The sequence below is a fragment of the Corynebacterium sp. CNJ-954 genome (assembly GCF_001942345.1).
GTDB lineage: Bacteria > Actinomycetota > Actinomycetes > Mycobacteriales > Mycobacteriaceae > Corynebacterium.
Genome location: NZ_MKKI01000042.1, coordinates 242,164 through 257,400, shown reverse-complemented (window position 1 = coordinate 257,400; position 15,237 = coordinate 242,164). Strand labels below are relative to the sequence as shown.

Below are 15,237 nucleotides of genomic sequence, written 5' to 3'. Positions count from 1 at the left end.
CGGGGGCTGTCGGGGCGTGGACCGAACGAGTCAGCGAGAGACAGGGAGAGACGATGGATATCAGCAACCGGGGTAGGTCGAGGAAGGTTTCCGCGGCCTGCCGGCTCGCCGCCGTCGGCATGCTGGTCGTCGGAGGCGGTGCTGTGGCCGCGGTCGTGCCGGCAGCAGCGGATCCGGTCCTCCCCACGATCAACCCCAGGACCTCCATCGCCGTCAACTCGCCGATCTACAACGGCGGGACGGCCAACGCCGGGGAGACCCGGCCGGGGCTGTCGATCGTGAAGTTGTACATCGTCGATTACGCCCTACGTCACGGCGACGGTTCTGACTCGGACCGTGCCTTGTCGGAGCGTGCGGTGCGTGCCAGTGACGACGCTGCGGCTGCGCAGCTCTACGCCAAGTACCCTGACAGCATCAACGCCACCGCTCGCGAGTACGGATTGTCGTCGACCGACGGCCATGCCGACTGGGGGTACTCGACGACCTCTGCGGCTGATGCGGCGTCATTCCTGCGCGCGAAACAGCTCCGCGACCCGTCCTCACCGATCCTGCACTGGATGGAGACCGCCGAGCCGGTGGCTGCGGACGGTACACGCCAGAACTGGGGGACCGACAACCTCCCGTTCGTGACCGGAACCAAATGGGGCTGGTCCGACGAGGGGCCGTCTGTTGTGGCCAGCGCATCCGTGGGCGGGTCATTGTTCAACGTCGCCGCGGTCACCTACGGCACGGCAGGCGAGCAGACCGGTGACGTCATGGCGTATCTGCCCACGGTGCCGGCGGTTCCGTGGGACGCTCCGTTGTCACGCTGACCAGTGCGTCGGTGAGGTAGTCTTTTCGTGGACCGGGCACGGTGGCGATGACCGTGCCCAGACGGAAAGGACGTGGCGATGAGCCCGAACGGTCGGTGGGGTACGCAGGGTGACGGTGAGCGCCCGGAGGACGAGACTCCGACAACGGCGTGGGACCGTTCGGGTTCGGCACAGGGGTCGGGCGATGTCCCGCCCGACGAGAACCCGACGACGGTGTGGTCCGGTGGCGCTCAACAGCCGTCTCCGGAGCCTCCGCAGTACCGTCACGGCAACGCCGATGAAACACAGGTGATCCCGCCTGCGCAGCCGGACTACCGGCAGCCGTACGGTGACCCCTACGTACAGGAGCAGTACGCACAACAGCAGTACGGCCAGCCGGAGTTCGGTGCCGCGCAGGACGGTCCTCAGGGTGGAAAGAAGCGCCGAGGCGTTCTGGCTGTGATCCTGCTGGTCCTCGCAGCTCTGGTCGCTGTCGCGCTGATTCTGGTCGTCTTCGTGTTCGGTGATGACGACGAGGGCGGTACCGCACCCGGCCCGACGACTTCGACAGCCCCTCAAACCACCCAGGAGCAGGCTCCTCAGGAGACGACCGGGGACGATCCGGCCGCTCCTCCCTTCGAACTGCCCAGTGACATCGAGATCCCGTCCGAACTGGAGGACCTGCCCAGCAATCTCCCTGATCTTCCGACTCTCGACCCGGGGCTTGAAGATCAGCTCAACGACACCCTCGACCAACTCCGTGAGCGACTCGGCTGACCGTAGGCGACGTTCAGGGGTACGTCCGGGGGTGCCGGGGCGGTAGTTCAGGCACAGAAGGTATGACTGGGGGCATGACCCGACAGACAACACCCTTGAACATCTTCACCGCCAGGCTCCCCCTCCCCGAGACGCGGACGGCGTTGGAGGACGCCGGAGCCGTGCTCGTCGACGATCTTGCGGAGGCGGACGCGTTCATCTGCCACGGGGTCGCTCCGGCCGACTTCCCTGATCTCCCCGACCGGGTGAAATGGGTCCAGCTGTGCCAGGCAGGTATCGAGGGTTTCTTCGCCGAAGGAGTCATCACCGCCGGCCGGGAAGGGGACCGCCGGTGGTCCAACGCCTCCGGGGTCTATGGACGTCAGGTCGCCGAGAGTGCGGTGGCACTGCTGCTGTCGGTCACCCACATGCACAAGAGGATCGCACGCGCGGCCAGCTGGTCCGTGTGGCGTGATGTAGACGAGAACACCCGGTGGCTGCACGGCGCGACCGTCGCGGTGGTCGGCGCGGGAGGCATCGGCCGTCACCTCATCGAGATGCTCTCCCCGTTCGGCGCCGACGTCATCGCCGTCAACCGCACCGGTCATCCGGTGGAAGGTGCGGCGCGGACCGTCCCGATCGACGACCTCAAGGAGGCTGTCGCCGCCGCCGACCACACAGTGATCGCCGTTCCTCTGACGGGTCAGACCCGGGGCCTGTTCGACGCGGATCTCTTCTCGGAGTTCCGCCCCGGGGCCACGGTGATCAACGTCGCCCGTGGCCCGGTGGTGGTGACCGAGGACCTCGTCGCCGCTCTGGACTCAGGTCAGCTCGGCGGGGCAGGCCTTGACGTGACCGACCCCGAACCCCTCCCGGACGGTCATGCGTTGTGGAACATGGACAATGTCACCATCACCACTCATTCGGCGAACACCCGGGCGTCGATGGACGCCCAGCTGGCGGGGCCGGTCGCGGAGAATTACAGGGCATTCATCGCCGGAGACCGCATGCCGACGGAACTGGACCCCGCCAAGGGCTACTGACGGATCGACCCCGGACTGGTCAGGCAGCCTCCATGCCCCTGATGTAGGCGGACGCCATCCTGGCCTGGATCCGGCGGCCGAGCGCGCCGCCGAATCGGGTGATCAGGCGTCCCGGGCGGGAGAAGGCACTGACCGTGGCGGTGACCGTGCCGTCCTCGTTGAGCGACACCCCGAAGAACTCCTCGCCACACTCGACGTGCCCCGGCAGTGTGCCGTAGATCATCGAGGACGGTCCTGCCGCCAGGACCAGGCAGGGTGAGTCCAGCGGGGTGAGCAGACCCCGGCCAGGGGTGACGGTGACGACGTCTCCCACGGTGACCGGTGCTTCCGGCGACAGGGGAGTACCACTGCGGTGCAGGGGCGCGCCAGCGACACGGTGCGCCCGTCCCGAAAAGAGGTTCGTCAGCGCCCTGTCGCGGTCGGCGGCTCCGTGTCCGATGACACGACTGTGGCTGAGGTGGTGGAACCCTCCGCTCTGCAGTCGCTCAGCGATCGCGGGATGGTCGCCGATGTCGCGGATCGACGCGGAGAGCCCGGCCATGTCCTGCGCATAAGTCAGATCGCGCTCGGTCTGGGGACGGTCCGGAGATTTCGGTGGGGAAGACGGACGACGAAACGGCATGGGGACAAGGGTACCGGTACTTTCTGCTCTGAGAGCATATGTGTCCGCGACACGCTACAATCCCCTACGTACCGCCCCCGGCTCAGCGAAGGAACAGCATTATGCGTAGAACAACCGTGTCAGCCGAACGCTCCGACGGTCGTCCGCGGCGCTCGATCGGCAGAATCCTGTCCGCAGGAGCGATGGCGGTCGCGCTCGTGACCGGTGGATCTGCCATGGCACTGCCGGCCACCGCAGGGGCCGAGACGTCGACCCACGCCGGTGACGGCATCATCATCACCACAGCCGATGGCAGGGAGTCGATCTGCACCTTGAATTCGGTCGCTGAGCGCGACGGCACTTTCTACGGTGTCACTGCCGGGCACTGCCTCAACCCGGAGGAGGTCGGTTCACCGGTAGTGAAGATCTCCACCAAGGACGGCCGTCTACTCGCTGATACCGAGGACATCGACGCCGGTGGAGTGATCCGTGGGGGCACCGCGAATCCTTTTGAACCTTTCGCCGGGCTCGATGACTTCTCCTGGTTCCGTCTCGACGACTCGGTTACCCCGGATCCGGGCCAGGTCTCCAGCACCGCCGACACCGGAATCCCGGTGCTCGACGACTTCCTGCGGGGCGCGAGCCAGCCGCTGGGTGACCCGGTGCCGGTGAGTCAGAACCTGGTGGGCAGCATCGTGTGCAAGGACGGCACGATGTCGGGCCGCACCTGTGGTCCGGTGCTCGCCGTGAACGCCGAGACGGAGGAGATCACGGCGTTGATCCCCGCGATCGGAGGAGATTCCGGCAGTCCGCTCCATGTGGCAGGTAAGGACGGGAAGCGTCACATCGTGGGGACGTTGTCTAACGGCACCCCGGTCCTGTTCAACACGTTCGACGGGACACGTGAACACCTCGACCGCATTTGACGTATCCAGGTCTGAGACAGCTCCGACAGACATTCCAGCGGTCTGTCAGGGTTCTCCAACCTCGTCGTCGTACTGTCGGAGACATCGCCACCTCAGGTGGTGAGGTGATATCCAGGACGGTCGTCGCGAAAGGACCCCGTATACGGCAGCTGAGCATTCTCCTCTTGAAACGTCAGCAGGTGACCCCCGGTTCGTCAGGAGCCGGGGGTCGCCTGTGTCCGCAGGGTCCTCGTCGTCTCACGGCCAGCCTGAGATTTCCCTGTAGACTCGGAGAACAGTTGTCCACTTGACCTCAACCATCCGGGTGCGACGCTACGTTCGGTCGCAGTCCGGAGGAACCGGATACGATGTGACTTCTTCGCCTGACACTTCACCTGCCGCCCGTCGGACGGCAACCAGCAGTGACACAGGGGAGGAGGTGAAGAAGCGTGGCCCGGATCCGCTCATCCTCTGGGTGTCCGCCGGATTCATCGTCCTGTTCGTTGCGGTCTGCGTGGTTTTCGGCGACAGTGCGCGTGATTCATTCTCGACAGTCTCCGGCTGGTTGATGACCAACCTGAACTGGCTCTATGTCGGTGGCGTGACGATCGCGCTGCTGTTCCTCGTCGCCCTGGCGTTCAGCCATTTCGGGCGGATGCGGCTGGGGCCGGACGGCGAGAAACCCGAATACTCCTTGAAGAGCTGGTTCGCCATGCTGTTCGCCGGTGGCCTGGGTAGCGTGCTGATGTTCTGGGGTGTCGCGGAGCCGATCAACCACGCGGTGAATGTTCCCATGCAGAATGAGGAACCCATGTCCCATGAGGCCGTCAACCAGGCGATGGGCTTCACGATGTACCACTTCGGAATCCATATGTGGGTCATCTTCGCGCTGCCTGGTCTGGCGCTCGGGTACTTCATCTACAAGCGCAACCTGCCCCCGCGGGTGTCCTCGATCTTCGCTCCCATCCTGGGCGGGGCGATCTACTCCTGGCCGGGGAAGCTCATCGACGCGCTGTCGATCATCGGCACCGTGTTCGGTATCGCCGTCTCCCTCGGTCTCGGCACCCTGCAGATCGAGTCCGGCCTGGGCACTGTGTTCGGTATCGACAGCTCGACCCTCGTGCTGGTGGGCATCATCGTCGTCATCGTCGCGGTGGCAAGTTGGTCGGTCGCGGCGGGGCTCGACAAGGGCATCAAGAACCTCTCGAACATCAACATCATCATGGCGGTCGTCCTGATGCTGTTCGTCCTGGTCGCCGGGCCGACACTGATGTTGCTGCGGGGCACGATGGACACGGCCTCGTTGTATGCGGAGTGGCTGCCGAGACTGATGTTCTGGTCCGACGCCGACGAGATCACGGCGGAAGGCTGGCAGGGTACGTGGACGGTCTTCTACTGGGCCTGGACGATCTGCTGGTCGCCGTTCATCGGCATGTTCGTGGCGCGCATCTCCAAGGGACGCACTGTCCGCGAATTCGTCGGCGGTGTGCTGGCACTGCCGGCCCTGTTCATCCTGGTGTGGTTCGCCGTCTTCGGTTATGCCGGGTTGCACGCTGAACGGCAGAGCCCGGGGAGCGTGTCCGGCCCCGTCGTCGAGCAGGGGGACGCGGCATCGTCCCTGTTCATTCTTCTCGACACCATGCCGTGGAGCACTGTGGTCAGCGGCTTCGCCCTTGTCGTGGTCGCCATCTTCTTCGTGACGTCCATAGATTCATCCGCCCTGGTGACCGACATGTTCGCGGTCGGGGAGGAGAACGTCACCCCGACATGGCAGCGGGTGCTGTGGGCGGTGTCGATCGGCGCCGTGGCCGCGGCCATCCTGGTGATGTCCCCCGACGCAGGTATCGAGGCGTTGCAGGAGGTCGCGATCATCATCGGGCTTCCGTTCTTCCTCATGTTCTTCGTGATGATGTACTCGATTCTCAAGGGGATGAACAACGACTACCACGCCAGGCCGGAACCCAGGACCAGGCAGTGGGAGAAGACGGACAGTCCCGAAGCACTGGAGGAGAATGAGCGCAGGCCCGCCCCCGGCTACGACGAGACCGGTGATGAACTCCCCGTCGCGACGTACGACGAGGAAGGCAACCTCATTGTCCCGGGCAACATCATCGTCGCCGGGGACGTCGGTGTCGTCGGGGACATCGGCGCGGCGGATCCGGACGACTACGACGCTTTCGGGGACCTCGACCTGTCCGAGTCCGGTGAGGGCACTCAACCGGAGGGCGACACAAGCCGGACGGGCAGGTCCGGGTAGCGTTCGTTGTGGACCGTGATCCCGGTTACACTATGCAGATATATCCACATACCAATTTTCACGAGCGCGAAGGAGAACACGATGGTTCAGCGGGTAGGCGTCATCGGAGCAGGCCAGATGGGCGGCGGCATCGCAGAGGTGGCGGCGAAGTCCGGAAGCGATGTCCTGGTGTGGGAGGCCGCGCAGGAGGCCCTGGACTTCGGTAAGTCCAAGATCGAGAAGTCCCTGGCCAAGGCAGTGGAGCGTGGCAAGCTCAGTGAAGAGGACCGCGACGCGGCGCTGGCGCGTCTGACGTTCACCACCTCGCTCGAGGATTTCGCCGACCGTGAACTGGTCATGGAGGCGATCATCGAGAACGAGAAGATCAAGAAGGACGTTTTCGCACAGCTGGATGCCATCGTCGAGGACAAGACTGCACCGCTGTGCTCGAACACCTCCTCGCTGCCGATCCAGGCCATTGCCTCGGCCACCGAGAACCCCGGCCGTGTGATCGGTCTGCACTTCTTCAACCCGGTGCCGGTGCTTCCCCTGGTCGAGGTCATCCCTGCCCTGACCACGGATGAGACGACCGTGGACACCGCCCGTACCTACGCCACCGAGGTCCTGGGCAAGACCGCCATCCAGGCCAAGGACAGGTCCGGTTTCATCGTGAACTTCCTTCTGGTGCCGTACCTGCTGTCCGCAGTGCGCATGGTCGAGCAGGGCGTCGCCACCAAGGAAGACATCGACACCGGCATGAAGCTCGGTGCCAGCCACCCCATGGGCCCGTTGACCTTGGCGGACATGGTCGGTCTCGACACCTGCGCGTTCATCGCGGACGTCATGCTCGAAGAGTTCGGGGACCCCGCCTACGCCTGCCCACCGTTGCTTCGTCGCATGGTCCAGGCGGGACACCTCGGGCGTAAGTCCGGCAAGGGTTTCTACGACTACGCATAGATCCCTGCACACCGGTCGACAATTCACTACAGTCGTCGGTGCAAGCCTTTTTACGTCAACAGCGAAGGAGAGCTTTAATGTCAGGGTTCGACGACATCAAGAACAAGGCGGCGGACGCCGCCGGTCAGGCCAAGGAAGCCGCCGGGGACGCCGCTGGCAATGACGATCTGAAGAACGAAGGCAAGGCCGACCAGGTCAAGTCGGACGCGAAGCAGAAGTTCGAGGACGCCAAGGACAAGGCCACCGACAAGGCCAACGAGGTCATCGGCAAGTTCAAGGACAACTGACCGCGGTCTCCAGCTGAACCGGAGGAACCCCCGCCACCCGTGACCGGGTGGCGGGGGTTCCTTATTCGTCGGCGTCCTCGTCCCCGGAGCCGCCGTCGCCGTGGAAACCGAACCTGCGCAACCGGGCACGGTCCTCCTCGGAGGAACTCGCCGTCAGTCGCAGGAGCTCGCCGTAGATGCCGCCACTGGTCGCCAGTTCCGCGGGGGATCCGATCTCGTCGACGCGTCCGGAGTCCAGGGTCACGATGGTGTCCACCGTTGCGATCGTGGAGAGGCGGTGTGCGATCACCAGCGTGGTCCGCCCGACCATGAGTTCCTCCAGACCGGCCTGGACCGCCCGTTCGGCACGGGTGTCCAGTGCGGACGTGGCTTCGTCCAACACCAGAATCGGAGCATCCTTCAACATCGCACGCGCCACGGCGATACGCTGCTTCTGTCCGCCGGACAGACGCAGGCCGCGCTCGCCGATCAGGGTGTCGTAGCCGTCGGTGAAGTTCCGGATGAAGGCGTCGGCGTTGGCACGCTCAGCCACCCGGAGGATCTCCTCGTCGGTGGCGTCGGGGCGTCCGTAGGCGATGTTCTCCCGGATGGTCCCCGAGAACAGGGAGGCATCCTGGAACACCACGCCCACCATGCCCCGCAGCTGCGCGGCGGAGAGTTCACGGATGTCGTGTCCGCAGACCTTCAGCGTGCCTCCAGTGGGGCGGTACAGGCCGAGCATGAGGTTGACCAGGGTGGATTTACCACCACCGGACTCGCCGACCAGGGCGACCTTCTCGTTGTTCCCGGCAGCGAAACTGACGTGGTGGATGACGGGATCGCCAGGATCGTAGCCGAAGGTCACGTCGTCGAACTCGAACACCGGGGTCTCCCCGGGGTGGCCGTCCTCCCGGGCGACGGCCGGCGGTGACGGCACCGCGTCCCGCACCTCCCGCTCGTCCACCACGGACGGGCCGTACTCGCGCGATGCTGCGAGCAGCACCGGGGACGTCGTCGGTTCCTCGAGCTCGTCCATCGCCTCGAAGTACTCCCTGGACCCGGCGGCCGCCCGTTGTGCGGAGTCGACCATCCAGCTCATCATCGTCGCGGGCTGCTTGGCCATCGCCACCAGCTGGACCAGGAGAACCAGTTCACCGATGGTGAACGACCCGTTGAGCGTACGGAGGAAGAGGACCAGGTAGATCGCGAAGAAGATCAGGTTCATGCCGGCCATCCGGAAGATGTCCATCATGTGCCACCACCGCGACTGACGTTTCGTCACGTCGACGGTCTCGGCGAAGTGCGTCTGGAACAGCCGCAGTTCGCGGAGCTCGGAGACGAAGGACTTCACCACCTTGACCTGGCCCACGACCTCGGCGAAACGTCCCTGGGCGGTGTCGATGTGCTCGTTCTTGGTCTTCTCCCAGCGCATCCACCGTCTACTGGTCAGTGCTGTGAGCCACAGGTACATCGGGAAGATGACCACCAGCAGCAGGGCCAGTGGCCAGTAGTACCAGGCGGAGATTCCCAGCACCACGATGACGGTGAGGATCATCGAGAAGAAGTTGTTGGCGAAGGCCTGGAGGAACTGGGTCAACCCCATGATCGACCGGTCCAGCCGGGAGATGACCGTGCCCGTGATCTGTCGGTCGAAGTAACTCTGCGGCAGGGACAGCAGTTTCGCGAAGTAGCGGTTGGACAGGATCTGCCGCATCCGCATCCCCATGACGTCGCCGAACCAGCCGCCGATGTTGTGGATCACCGTGTGCGCCAGCTCGGCGGCGAGCAGGCCGAGGGCGACGGCGATGACCGTGCGGGTCGCGGTCTCCATCGGGGTCGACCCGTTCACCGTCGACACGATGGTGTCGGTGGCATGGCTGATCAGGAACGGCGACGCGAGTGAGAGCAGCACTGTCGCCAGCGCTGCCACGATGACCATCGTGTAGTACGGCCACAGCTCCTTCATGGAGCTGACAATGCGGGTCAGGCTTCGCACGCGTCTCCGCTCCGCAGGTCGGCCTCGGCGATACGGTCGAGGGCCTCGTCCAGGATCTCGCGGGACGTACCGAAGTTCAGTCGGACGTGCCCGGCACCCGTCGGACCGAAATCCGTTCCTTCATTCAGCCCGACGCGCGCGAGGGTGCGCAACCGCGCCGCGGGGGCGGTGACTGACTCGTCCGGTCCGCGAAGACGGTCGACCTCGGACACGTCCAGCCAGGCCAGGAACGTCGCCTCCTCCTTCGGGAGCCTGATCCCGGGGAGAACCCCGGGCAGCCGGTCGGCGAGGTACCTCCAGTTCTCGGCGAGGTAGTCGACCTCCTCGGCCAACCACTCCCGTCCGTCGGTGTAGGCGGCGGTGGCCGCGGCCAGCCCGATAGTGGACGCCTCCCCGGTGACGAGGTTCGACAGCCGGCCGATCTCGCGGGAGTCCTCCTCGTTGGTGCTGATGATCTGGGCACACTTCAGCCCGGCGGTGTTCCACCCCTTCGAGGTGGCGGTCACCGTGACCGTGACCGATGCCGCGGTATCAGACACCGTGGCTGTCGGGACATGGTTTCCGGAGTACACCAGGGGCGCGTGGATCTCGTCGGAGATCACCCGGACACTGTGCTTCGCAGCCAGGTCGGTGACGTCGCGCAACTCATCGGCGGTGAAGGCGCGTCCCAGCGGGTTGAACGGGTTGCACAGGATCATGCTGCCCACCCCGTTCGGATTGTCCGTCGAGGTGAACGCGCGTTCCAGCGCATCGAGATCGAATACGGCTCCGCCGTCCGCGTCGGAGCCCATCGGCACGTAGGTCGCCGGCCGCCGGGTCGCCGCGGGCACCTTCTGGAACGGGGGGTAGGCGGGAAGGGGGATGACGATCGACGACCCGGGAGCGGTCAGGTTGTCGACGGCCACGACGATGCCCTTGACCACGTCGGGTACCACCGTCACATTCGCCGGGTCGATCGTCCAACCGTGCCGTGCCGCAGAGAACGAGGCCAGGGCCTCGGCAAGATGACGCGAGCCCGCGCCCAGCTCGGGATAGCCGAAGTACTCCCGGTCGACCGCGTCGCGAATGGCGGTCGCTACCGGGGGACAGGTGTCGAAGTCGGTCTCAGCCACCCACAGAGGAAGGACATCGGGCTCATAGGCCGTCCATTTCATCGTGCGGCGGGCACGCAGGGTATCAAGGTCGGGAAAGGTGAGAGCCATGACGACAACTCTAACCCCCTGCCACGACCCGGGTTTGCGCAGGCGTCTATGACCGCCCGGTGTAGAGGGAGCCGAGCAGAGTCCTCACCGCCCGCCACGGGTCCTCTGACTGAGACGGGCACGTCGGGGACGCCGGGGCGCCGGACATGTCGAATATCCGCGCATGCCGCGTGGGTTCCCGGAAGCGGTCCCAGCCTGGTCGACCTCCGTGGACGAAGGTGGCGACCGCGGAACGGAACTGTGCACCGACACCGTCAGGGCCGCCGAGGCGGCGCTCCGCCTCGGGGCCACACGTCTCCTCGACCTCGGACCGTCCGACCGTCAGCGTGTCGAACAGCAGCGGAAGCTCGGCGCAGTGCTGGGCGGGACGGGCGCCGCCACGGAACTCATAGGCCCAGACCGGCGCTCCCGCCTCGGCGAGAGCCTCGGCGAACGCTGAGGCCCAGCGTCGGATCGTACGGTCACCGACGGTACGGCCCAACGGGCGGACGGGCCGTGTGGTGACGACGCAGCGGCACCACGCCGGGAGGTGGCGCAGGGGGACCCCGAGGGCCACCATCGCCGGGGCGACAAGCCAGGCCTCCAGCACCCGTGGAAAGCCGAGGCGTCCCACCGTCCGGCGCAGCACGGCATCGACCTGGCGGACCCCGGGGAACCGCACGAATTCATCGTGCATCGTCCCGACAATGACGGGCACCGGCCGCATCTGCGTCAGAGAGAACGGGTACACCCCCACCGCACAGTCCGTGGCATGCAGCCGGGCGAAACGCCGGTACGCCGACGTGAGTTCCTCGGACGACAGTGCGCCCATCCGTTCTGCGGTGGGGCGGTGCCGTGACCGCAGTGCCAGACGTGTGGTGAGACGCCGGCGGGTCCACCCCCTGCGCGGCGCGCCGGGCGACATCATCACGGCCCGGTGGAAGAGCCCGTCCGCCCGGCGGTCGGTGAGCAGCCATGCCACAAGTGCCCCACCCGCGGACTGCCCGGCCAACGTGACCCGACCCGGGTCTCCACCGACCTCGGCGATGCACTCACGGATCCAGCGCAGACCGAGGAGGAGATCGTCGACGCCGCGAAAGTCAGGACCGTCGCCGGGACTGGCGAGCGGGAGGAAGCCCTCGAAACGTCTGCGGTAGTTCAGCGACACCACCACACAGCCCTCCCGCGCGAGCGCGGTGCCGTCGTACCACGGTTCATCGGCGTGGCCGGTCTCGAACCGTCCGCCGTGGATCCACACCATGACCGGGTGAGTGCGGTCCGTGGCCTCCGCCGGGCACGTCACGGTGGCGGTGTGTGTGGCCCGCATACCGCGACGTTCCGCCGTGTCCTCGCACGGCACCGTCCCCGACCAGGCTGGTGCCGGGCGGGGTGCGGCGAAGGCTGCGGGCCCCTCCGTGTGGGGCGCTGCGACGGGCACGGCGCGGAAGACCGCGACCCTTCCCCCGTCAGGGGTGTTCCGCCATGACCCGGACACGTCCCCGGAAGGCGTCCGGAGCAGTGGAACACCGGTGGCCGGATCGGTTCTCACGGGATCAGGACGGGTGCTGGCTGGCTTCCTGCAGGATGATGGCGATCACGCCCATCGCGTGCAGATCCAGTTGTTCACGCAGGTCGGAGGAGGGGTTCATCTCGTGGTCGACGAAAAGCCCTTCCACCCCGGACACCATGTAGGTCACGATGGCCGTGCGACGGGCCTCCGGCACATAGCCGAAGTGCGTCCCGCCGATGTCCGAGAGCCGTTGAATCACGTCGGCGCGCATCTCCAGGTACATTCGCCGGGACCGGGGTCGTCGCTCCGCTTCTGCAGCGCCAGCGGCAGGCACAACCGGATGAACTCCGGATGGTTCTCCAGTGCATCCAGGAGCTGCTCGGCGATCTGCGGCAGGTGCTGGAGGATGTCCTCGTCTTCAGGGATGTTCCAGGCGGCGTTCCAGGCGTCGAAGCTCTTGCCGATGACCTGGGACATCAGGTCGTCCTTGTCCTCGAAGTGCCAGTAGAGGGAGCTGGCCGGCAACCCGCATTCCCGGCAGATCTCCGCGATGCTGGTCCCGTCGTACCCTCGTTCGGTGGCGATGCTCGTGGCGGCGTCGAGGATGCGCTGGCGGGAACGCTCGCCGTCGGCGCGCCGATTCCGGGCGCGCCGCTTCGGGGCGGGTTTGCCCGTCGCATCGTCCTGGGGGTTGTTGTGGGGAGCAGTGGTCGTGCTGAGTTCTACCGGGGCTGACATGGTGAATATCCTACTGAAAATAACTACCTGTGGCGTATCCGCCCCCGGTCCCGCCGACCGCACGGCGTTAAGCTGGCGTGCATGACCGGTCACAACACCCAGCAGAACCCGCTGCTCGCCCCCTCTGAACTCGACCATGAACTTCCGGACTTCGCCGCGATCTCCGTCGACGATCTCGTCCCGACGTTCCGGACCGGAGTCGTCGACCATGAGGCGGAGATAGCGGCCATCGTCGCCAACCCGGAGGAGCCCACCTGGGAGAACACGATGGAGGCCCTCGAAGCCAGCGGCCAGCTGCTCGACCGTGTCCTCGCCATCGTCTTCAACTACTCGGGTACAGACGCCAGTGACGACATTGTCGCCGTCGAAGAGACGGTGGCCCCCGAACTCGCCGAGCACATCAGCAGTGTCAATCTTGATCCGGGCCTGTTCGCCCGGGTGAACTCACTTCCGACGCAGCCGGAGGGCAGTGAGAACGAGGCGCTGCTGACCTACTGGCTGCGACGGTTCCGGCGCGGTGGTGCGGCTCTCGATGACGCAGGACGGACCGAACTGGGTTCGATCGACGCGCGACTCGCGGAACTCTCGACCCGGTTCGGCCGCAACCTGGTCGCTGCGACCGAAGCCGGCGCCGTCCTGTTCACCGACGAGGACGAGCTCGCCGGGCTGAGCGACACGCACAGGTCCCGCCTGGCGGAGGACGCGGCGGCGGCGGGGAAGGACGGCTGGCTCGTCCGGCTGGGCTGCCGAGCGTGCAACCGGTGCTCGAGGAACTCGAAGAACCCGCGGCCCGTGCCCGTATCCACGACGCGTCGCTGCGCCGTGGGGCCGGCGGTGAGACGGACAACACCGGGGTTCTGCTTGAGATCGTCCGGTTACGCGCACGCCGCGCCGAGCTGCTGGGATACGCGAACCATGCGGAGTTCGTCGCGGAGGCGGAGACCGCCGGTTCGCTCGCCGAGGTCGATGACCTGCTGGGGAAGCTGACTCCTGCCGCCGTGGCGAACGCTGCCGGGGAATACAAGAAAGCCGTGGACAAGGCGGGTACGGATGCTGCAGACGATGTGGCCGGGGCGGACTGGCCGTACTGGGCCGCCAAACTCCGGGCCGAGGAACTCGACGTCGATGAAGCGGAACTGAAGAAGTACTTCCCCCTGGAGCGCGTACTGCGCGACGGTGCGTTCTTCGCCGCCCACCGCCTGTACGGCATCACGGTCGAGCGACGTGGGGACCTCAAGGGCTATCATCCCGATGTGCAGGTCTGGGAGGTCAGGGAGGCCGAGGATGACCCTGTGCGTCCGGGTGCACCGGTCGGTCTTCTCCTCACCGACATGTACGCCCGGCCGACCAAGCGCGGCGGGGCGTGGATGAGCAGCTTCGTCGAACAGAACAACCTGCTGGGGCAGACGCCCGTCGTGGTGAACGTCCTCAATATCGCGAAACCTGCCGAGGGTGAACAGGCCCTGCTCACGCCCGATGAGGTCGCCACCGTCTTCCATGAGTTCGGGCATGCGCTCCACGGGCTGCTCTCTGACGTCCGGTACCCCAGCCTGTCCGGGACCAACGTACCGCGGGACTTCGTCGAGTTCCCCAGTCAAATCAACGAGAACTGGGCTCTGGAGCCGGAGATCCTCAGCAACTACGCCCGGCATGTGGACACCGGTGAACAGTTGCCGCAGCAGATGGTGGACGCGGTGCGGGCGCAGGCAGCCTGGGGCCAGGGGTTCGCCACGTCGGAGTACCTGGCGGCCTGCTGGCTGGATCTGGCGTGGCACCGTCTCAGCACCCGGGAGGCGGCGGCAGTCACCGATGTCGCAGCCTTCGAGAAAGAGGCCCTGGAGGCCGCAGGATTCGGAGCAGACCTGCTGCAGGCTCTGGCACCGCGGTATTCCTCGGCCTACTTCAACCATATTTTCGCCGGGGGATACTCAGCGGACTACTGGAGTTACCTCTGGGCGGAGGTTCTCGACGCCGACGGTTTCGAGGGGTTCGTCGACACCGACGCCGCCCGGGGCGACGGCGCGGGAGACCGTCCCGGCGCCGTCGCCGATATTGACCCGGACGACGTTCGTTTCGCCGGTGACCGGTTCCGGCGGATGATCCTGTCCCGGGGTGCGACCATCGACTACGACGACGCCTTCTGGATGTTCCGGGGGAAACAACGCAGCGTGGAACCGTTGTTGCGCCGTCGGGGGCTGGCCGGGTCAATGGATGTCGACGGACTGGGGACGGACTAGGCCTGTAGCTCACACGGAAG

13 protein-coding genes and 1 pseudogene are annotated in these 15,237 nt (G+C 66.0%); 8 read left to right on the top strand and 6 right to left on the bottom strand.

The annotated features are described in order from the left end of the window. The first annotated feature begins 53 nt into the window (after positions 1-53). From BJF89_RS13915 to BJF89_RS13905, 3 genes are all read left to right on the top strand, one after another. The gene (locus BJF89_RS13915; RefSeq protein WP_075815673.1) at positions 54-812 is read left to right on the top strand and encodes a hypothetical protein; all 759 of its coding nucleotides are present in this window, start codon (positions 54-56) and stop codon (positions 810-812) included. A gap of 78 nt (positions 813-890) precedes the next feature. Further along, positions 891-1,568 carry a hypothetical protein gene (locus BJF89_RS13910; RefSeq protein ID WP_075815672.1) on the top strand — a complete coding sequence of 226 codons (678 nt, stop codon included), beginning with the start codon at positions 891-893 and terminating at the stop codon, positions 1,566-1,568. 74 nt (positions 1,569-1,642) lie between these two features. Further along, positions 1,643-2,590, top strand: a complete 948-nt coding sequence (locus tag BJF89_RS13905; protein WP_075815671.1) for a D-isomer specific 2-hydroxyacid dehydrogenase family protein — start codon at positions 1,643-1,645, stop codon at positions 2,588-2,590. Positions 2,591-2,609: 19 nt separating this feature from the next. Here BJF89_RS13905 and BJF89_RS13900 read toward each other — a convergent pair whose 3' ends face one another. Beyond that, positions 2,610-3,212 carry a DUF1990 domain-containing protein gene (locus BJF89_RS13900; RefSeq protein ID WP_083650829.1) on the bottom strand — a complete coding sequence of 201 codons (603 nt, stop codon included), beginning with the start codon at positions 3,210-3,212 and terminating at the stop codon, positions 2,610-2,612. 101 nt (positions 3,213-3,313) lie between these two features. Between BJF89_RS13900 and BJF89_RS13895 the strand changes: the two genes are divergently transcribed. The 4 genes from BJF89_RS13895 to BJF89_RS13880 all read left to right on the top strand — a co-directional run bounded on the left by BJF89_RS13895 (position 3,314) and on the right by BJF89_RS13880 (position 7,576). Then, entirely contained in the window at positions 3,314-4,117 is an 804-nt protein-coding gene (locus BJF89_RS13895) for a S1 family peptidase (protein ID WP_255372662.1), read from the top strand. Positions 4,118-4,466: 349 nt separating this feature from the next. Beyond that, positions 4,467-6,353, top strand: coding sequence for a BCCT family transporter (locus tag BJF89_RS13890; protein WP_075815670.1), 1,887 nt, complete (start codon positions 4,467-4,469; stop codon positions 6,351-6,353). 81 nt (positions 6,354-6,434) lie between these two features. Then, a complete protein-coding gene (locus tag BJF89_RS13885; protein WP_075815669.1) occupies positions 6,435-7,289 on the top strand; it encodes a 3-hydroxybutyryl-CoA dehydrogenase in 855 nt (284 codons plus the stop codon). Positions 7,290-7,366: 77 nt separating this feature from the next. Continuing rightward, the gene (locus BJF89_RS13880; protein ID WP_075815668.1) at positions 7,367-7,576 is read left to right on the top strand and encodes a CsbD family protein; all 210 of its coding nucleotides are present in this window, start codon (positions 7,367-7,369) and stop codon (positions 7,574-7,576) included. A gap of 61 nt (positions 7,577-7,637) precedes the next feature. Here the strand turns inward: BJF89_RS13880 and BJF89_RS13875 are convergent, their stop codons facing one another. Genes BJF89_RS13875 through BJF89_RS13860 form a run of 5 tightly spaced genes read right to left on the bottom strand, consistent with a single transcriptional unit; the run spans position 7,638 to position 12,980 of the window. After that, a complete protein-coding gene (locus BJF89_RS13875) occupies positions 7,638-9,521 on the bottom strand; it encodes an ABC transporter ATP-binding protein (RefSeq protein ID WP_075815719.1) in 1,884 nt (627 codons plus the stop codon). Positions 9,522-9,538: 17 nt separating this feature from the next. After that, on the bottom strand, positions 9,539-10,753 hold the full coding sequence (locus BJF89_RS13870; RefSeq protein ID WP_075815667.1) for a MalY/PatB family protein: 1,215 nt from the start codon (positions 10,751-10,753) through the stop codon (positions 9,539-9,541). Positions 10,754-10,799: 46 nt separating this feature from the next. Beyond that, positions 10,800-12,281, bottom strand: coding sequence for a carboxylesterase family protein (locus BJF89_RS13865; protein WP_075815666.1), 1,482 nt, complete (start codon positions 12,279-12,281; stop codon positions 10,800-10,802). Positions 12,282-12,285: 4 nt separating this feature from the next. After that, on the bottom strand, positions 12,286-12,501 hold the full coding sequence (locus BJF89_RS19720) for a hypothetical protein (RefSeq protein ID WP_255372661.1): 216 nt from the start codon (positions 12,499-12,501) through the stop codon (positions 12,286-12,288). After that, positions 12,498-12,980, bottom strand: a complete 483-nt coding sequence (locus BJF89_RS13860) for a TetR/AcrR family transcriptional regulator (protein ID WP_255372660.1) — start codon at positions 12,978-12,980, stop codon at positions 12,498-12,500. Before BJF89_RS13860 ends, BJF89_RS19720 begins: the two co-directional genes overlap by 4 nt. An 81-nt stretch (positions 12,981-13,061) precedes the next feature. On the opposite strand from BJF89_RS13860, the pseudogene BJF89_RS13855 reads away from it, so the two are divergent. Beyond that, positions 13,062-15,217 (top strand): annotated as a pseudogene (locus BJF89_RS13855) (M3 family metallopeptidase). Positions 15,218-15,237 lie beyond the last annotated feature (20 nt).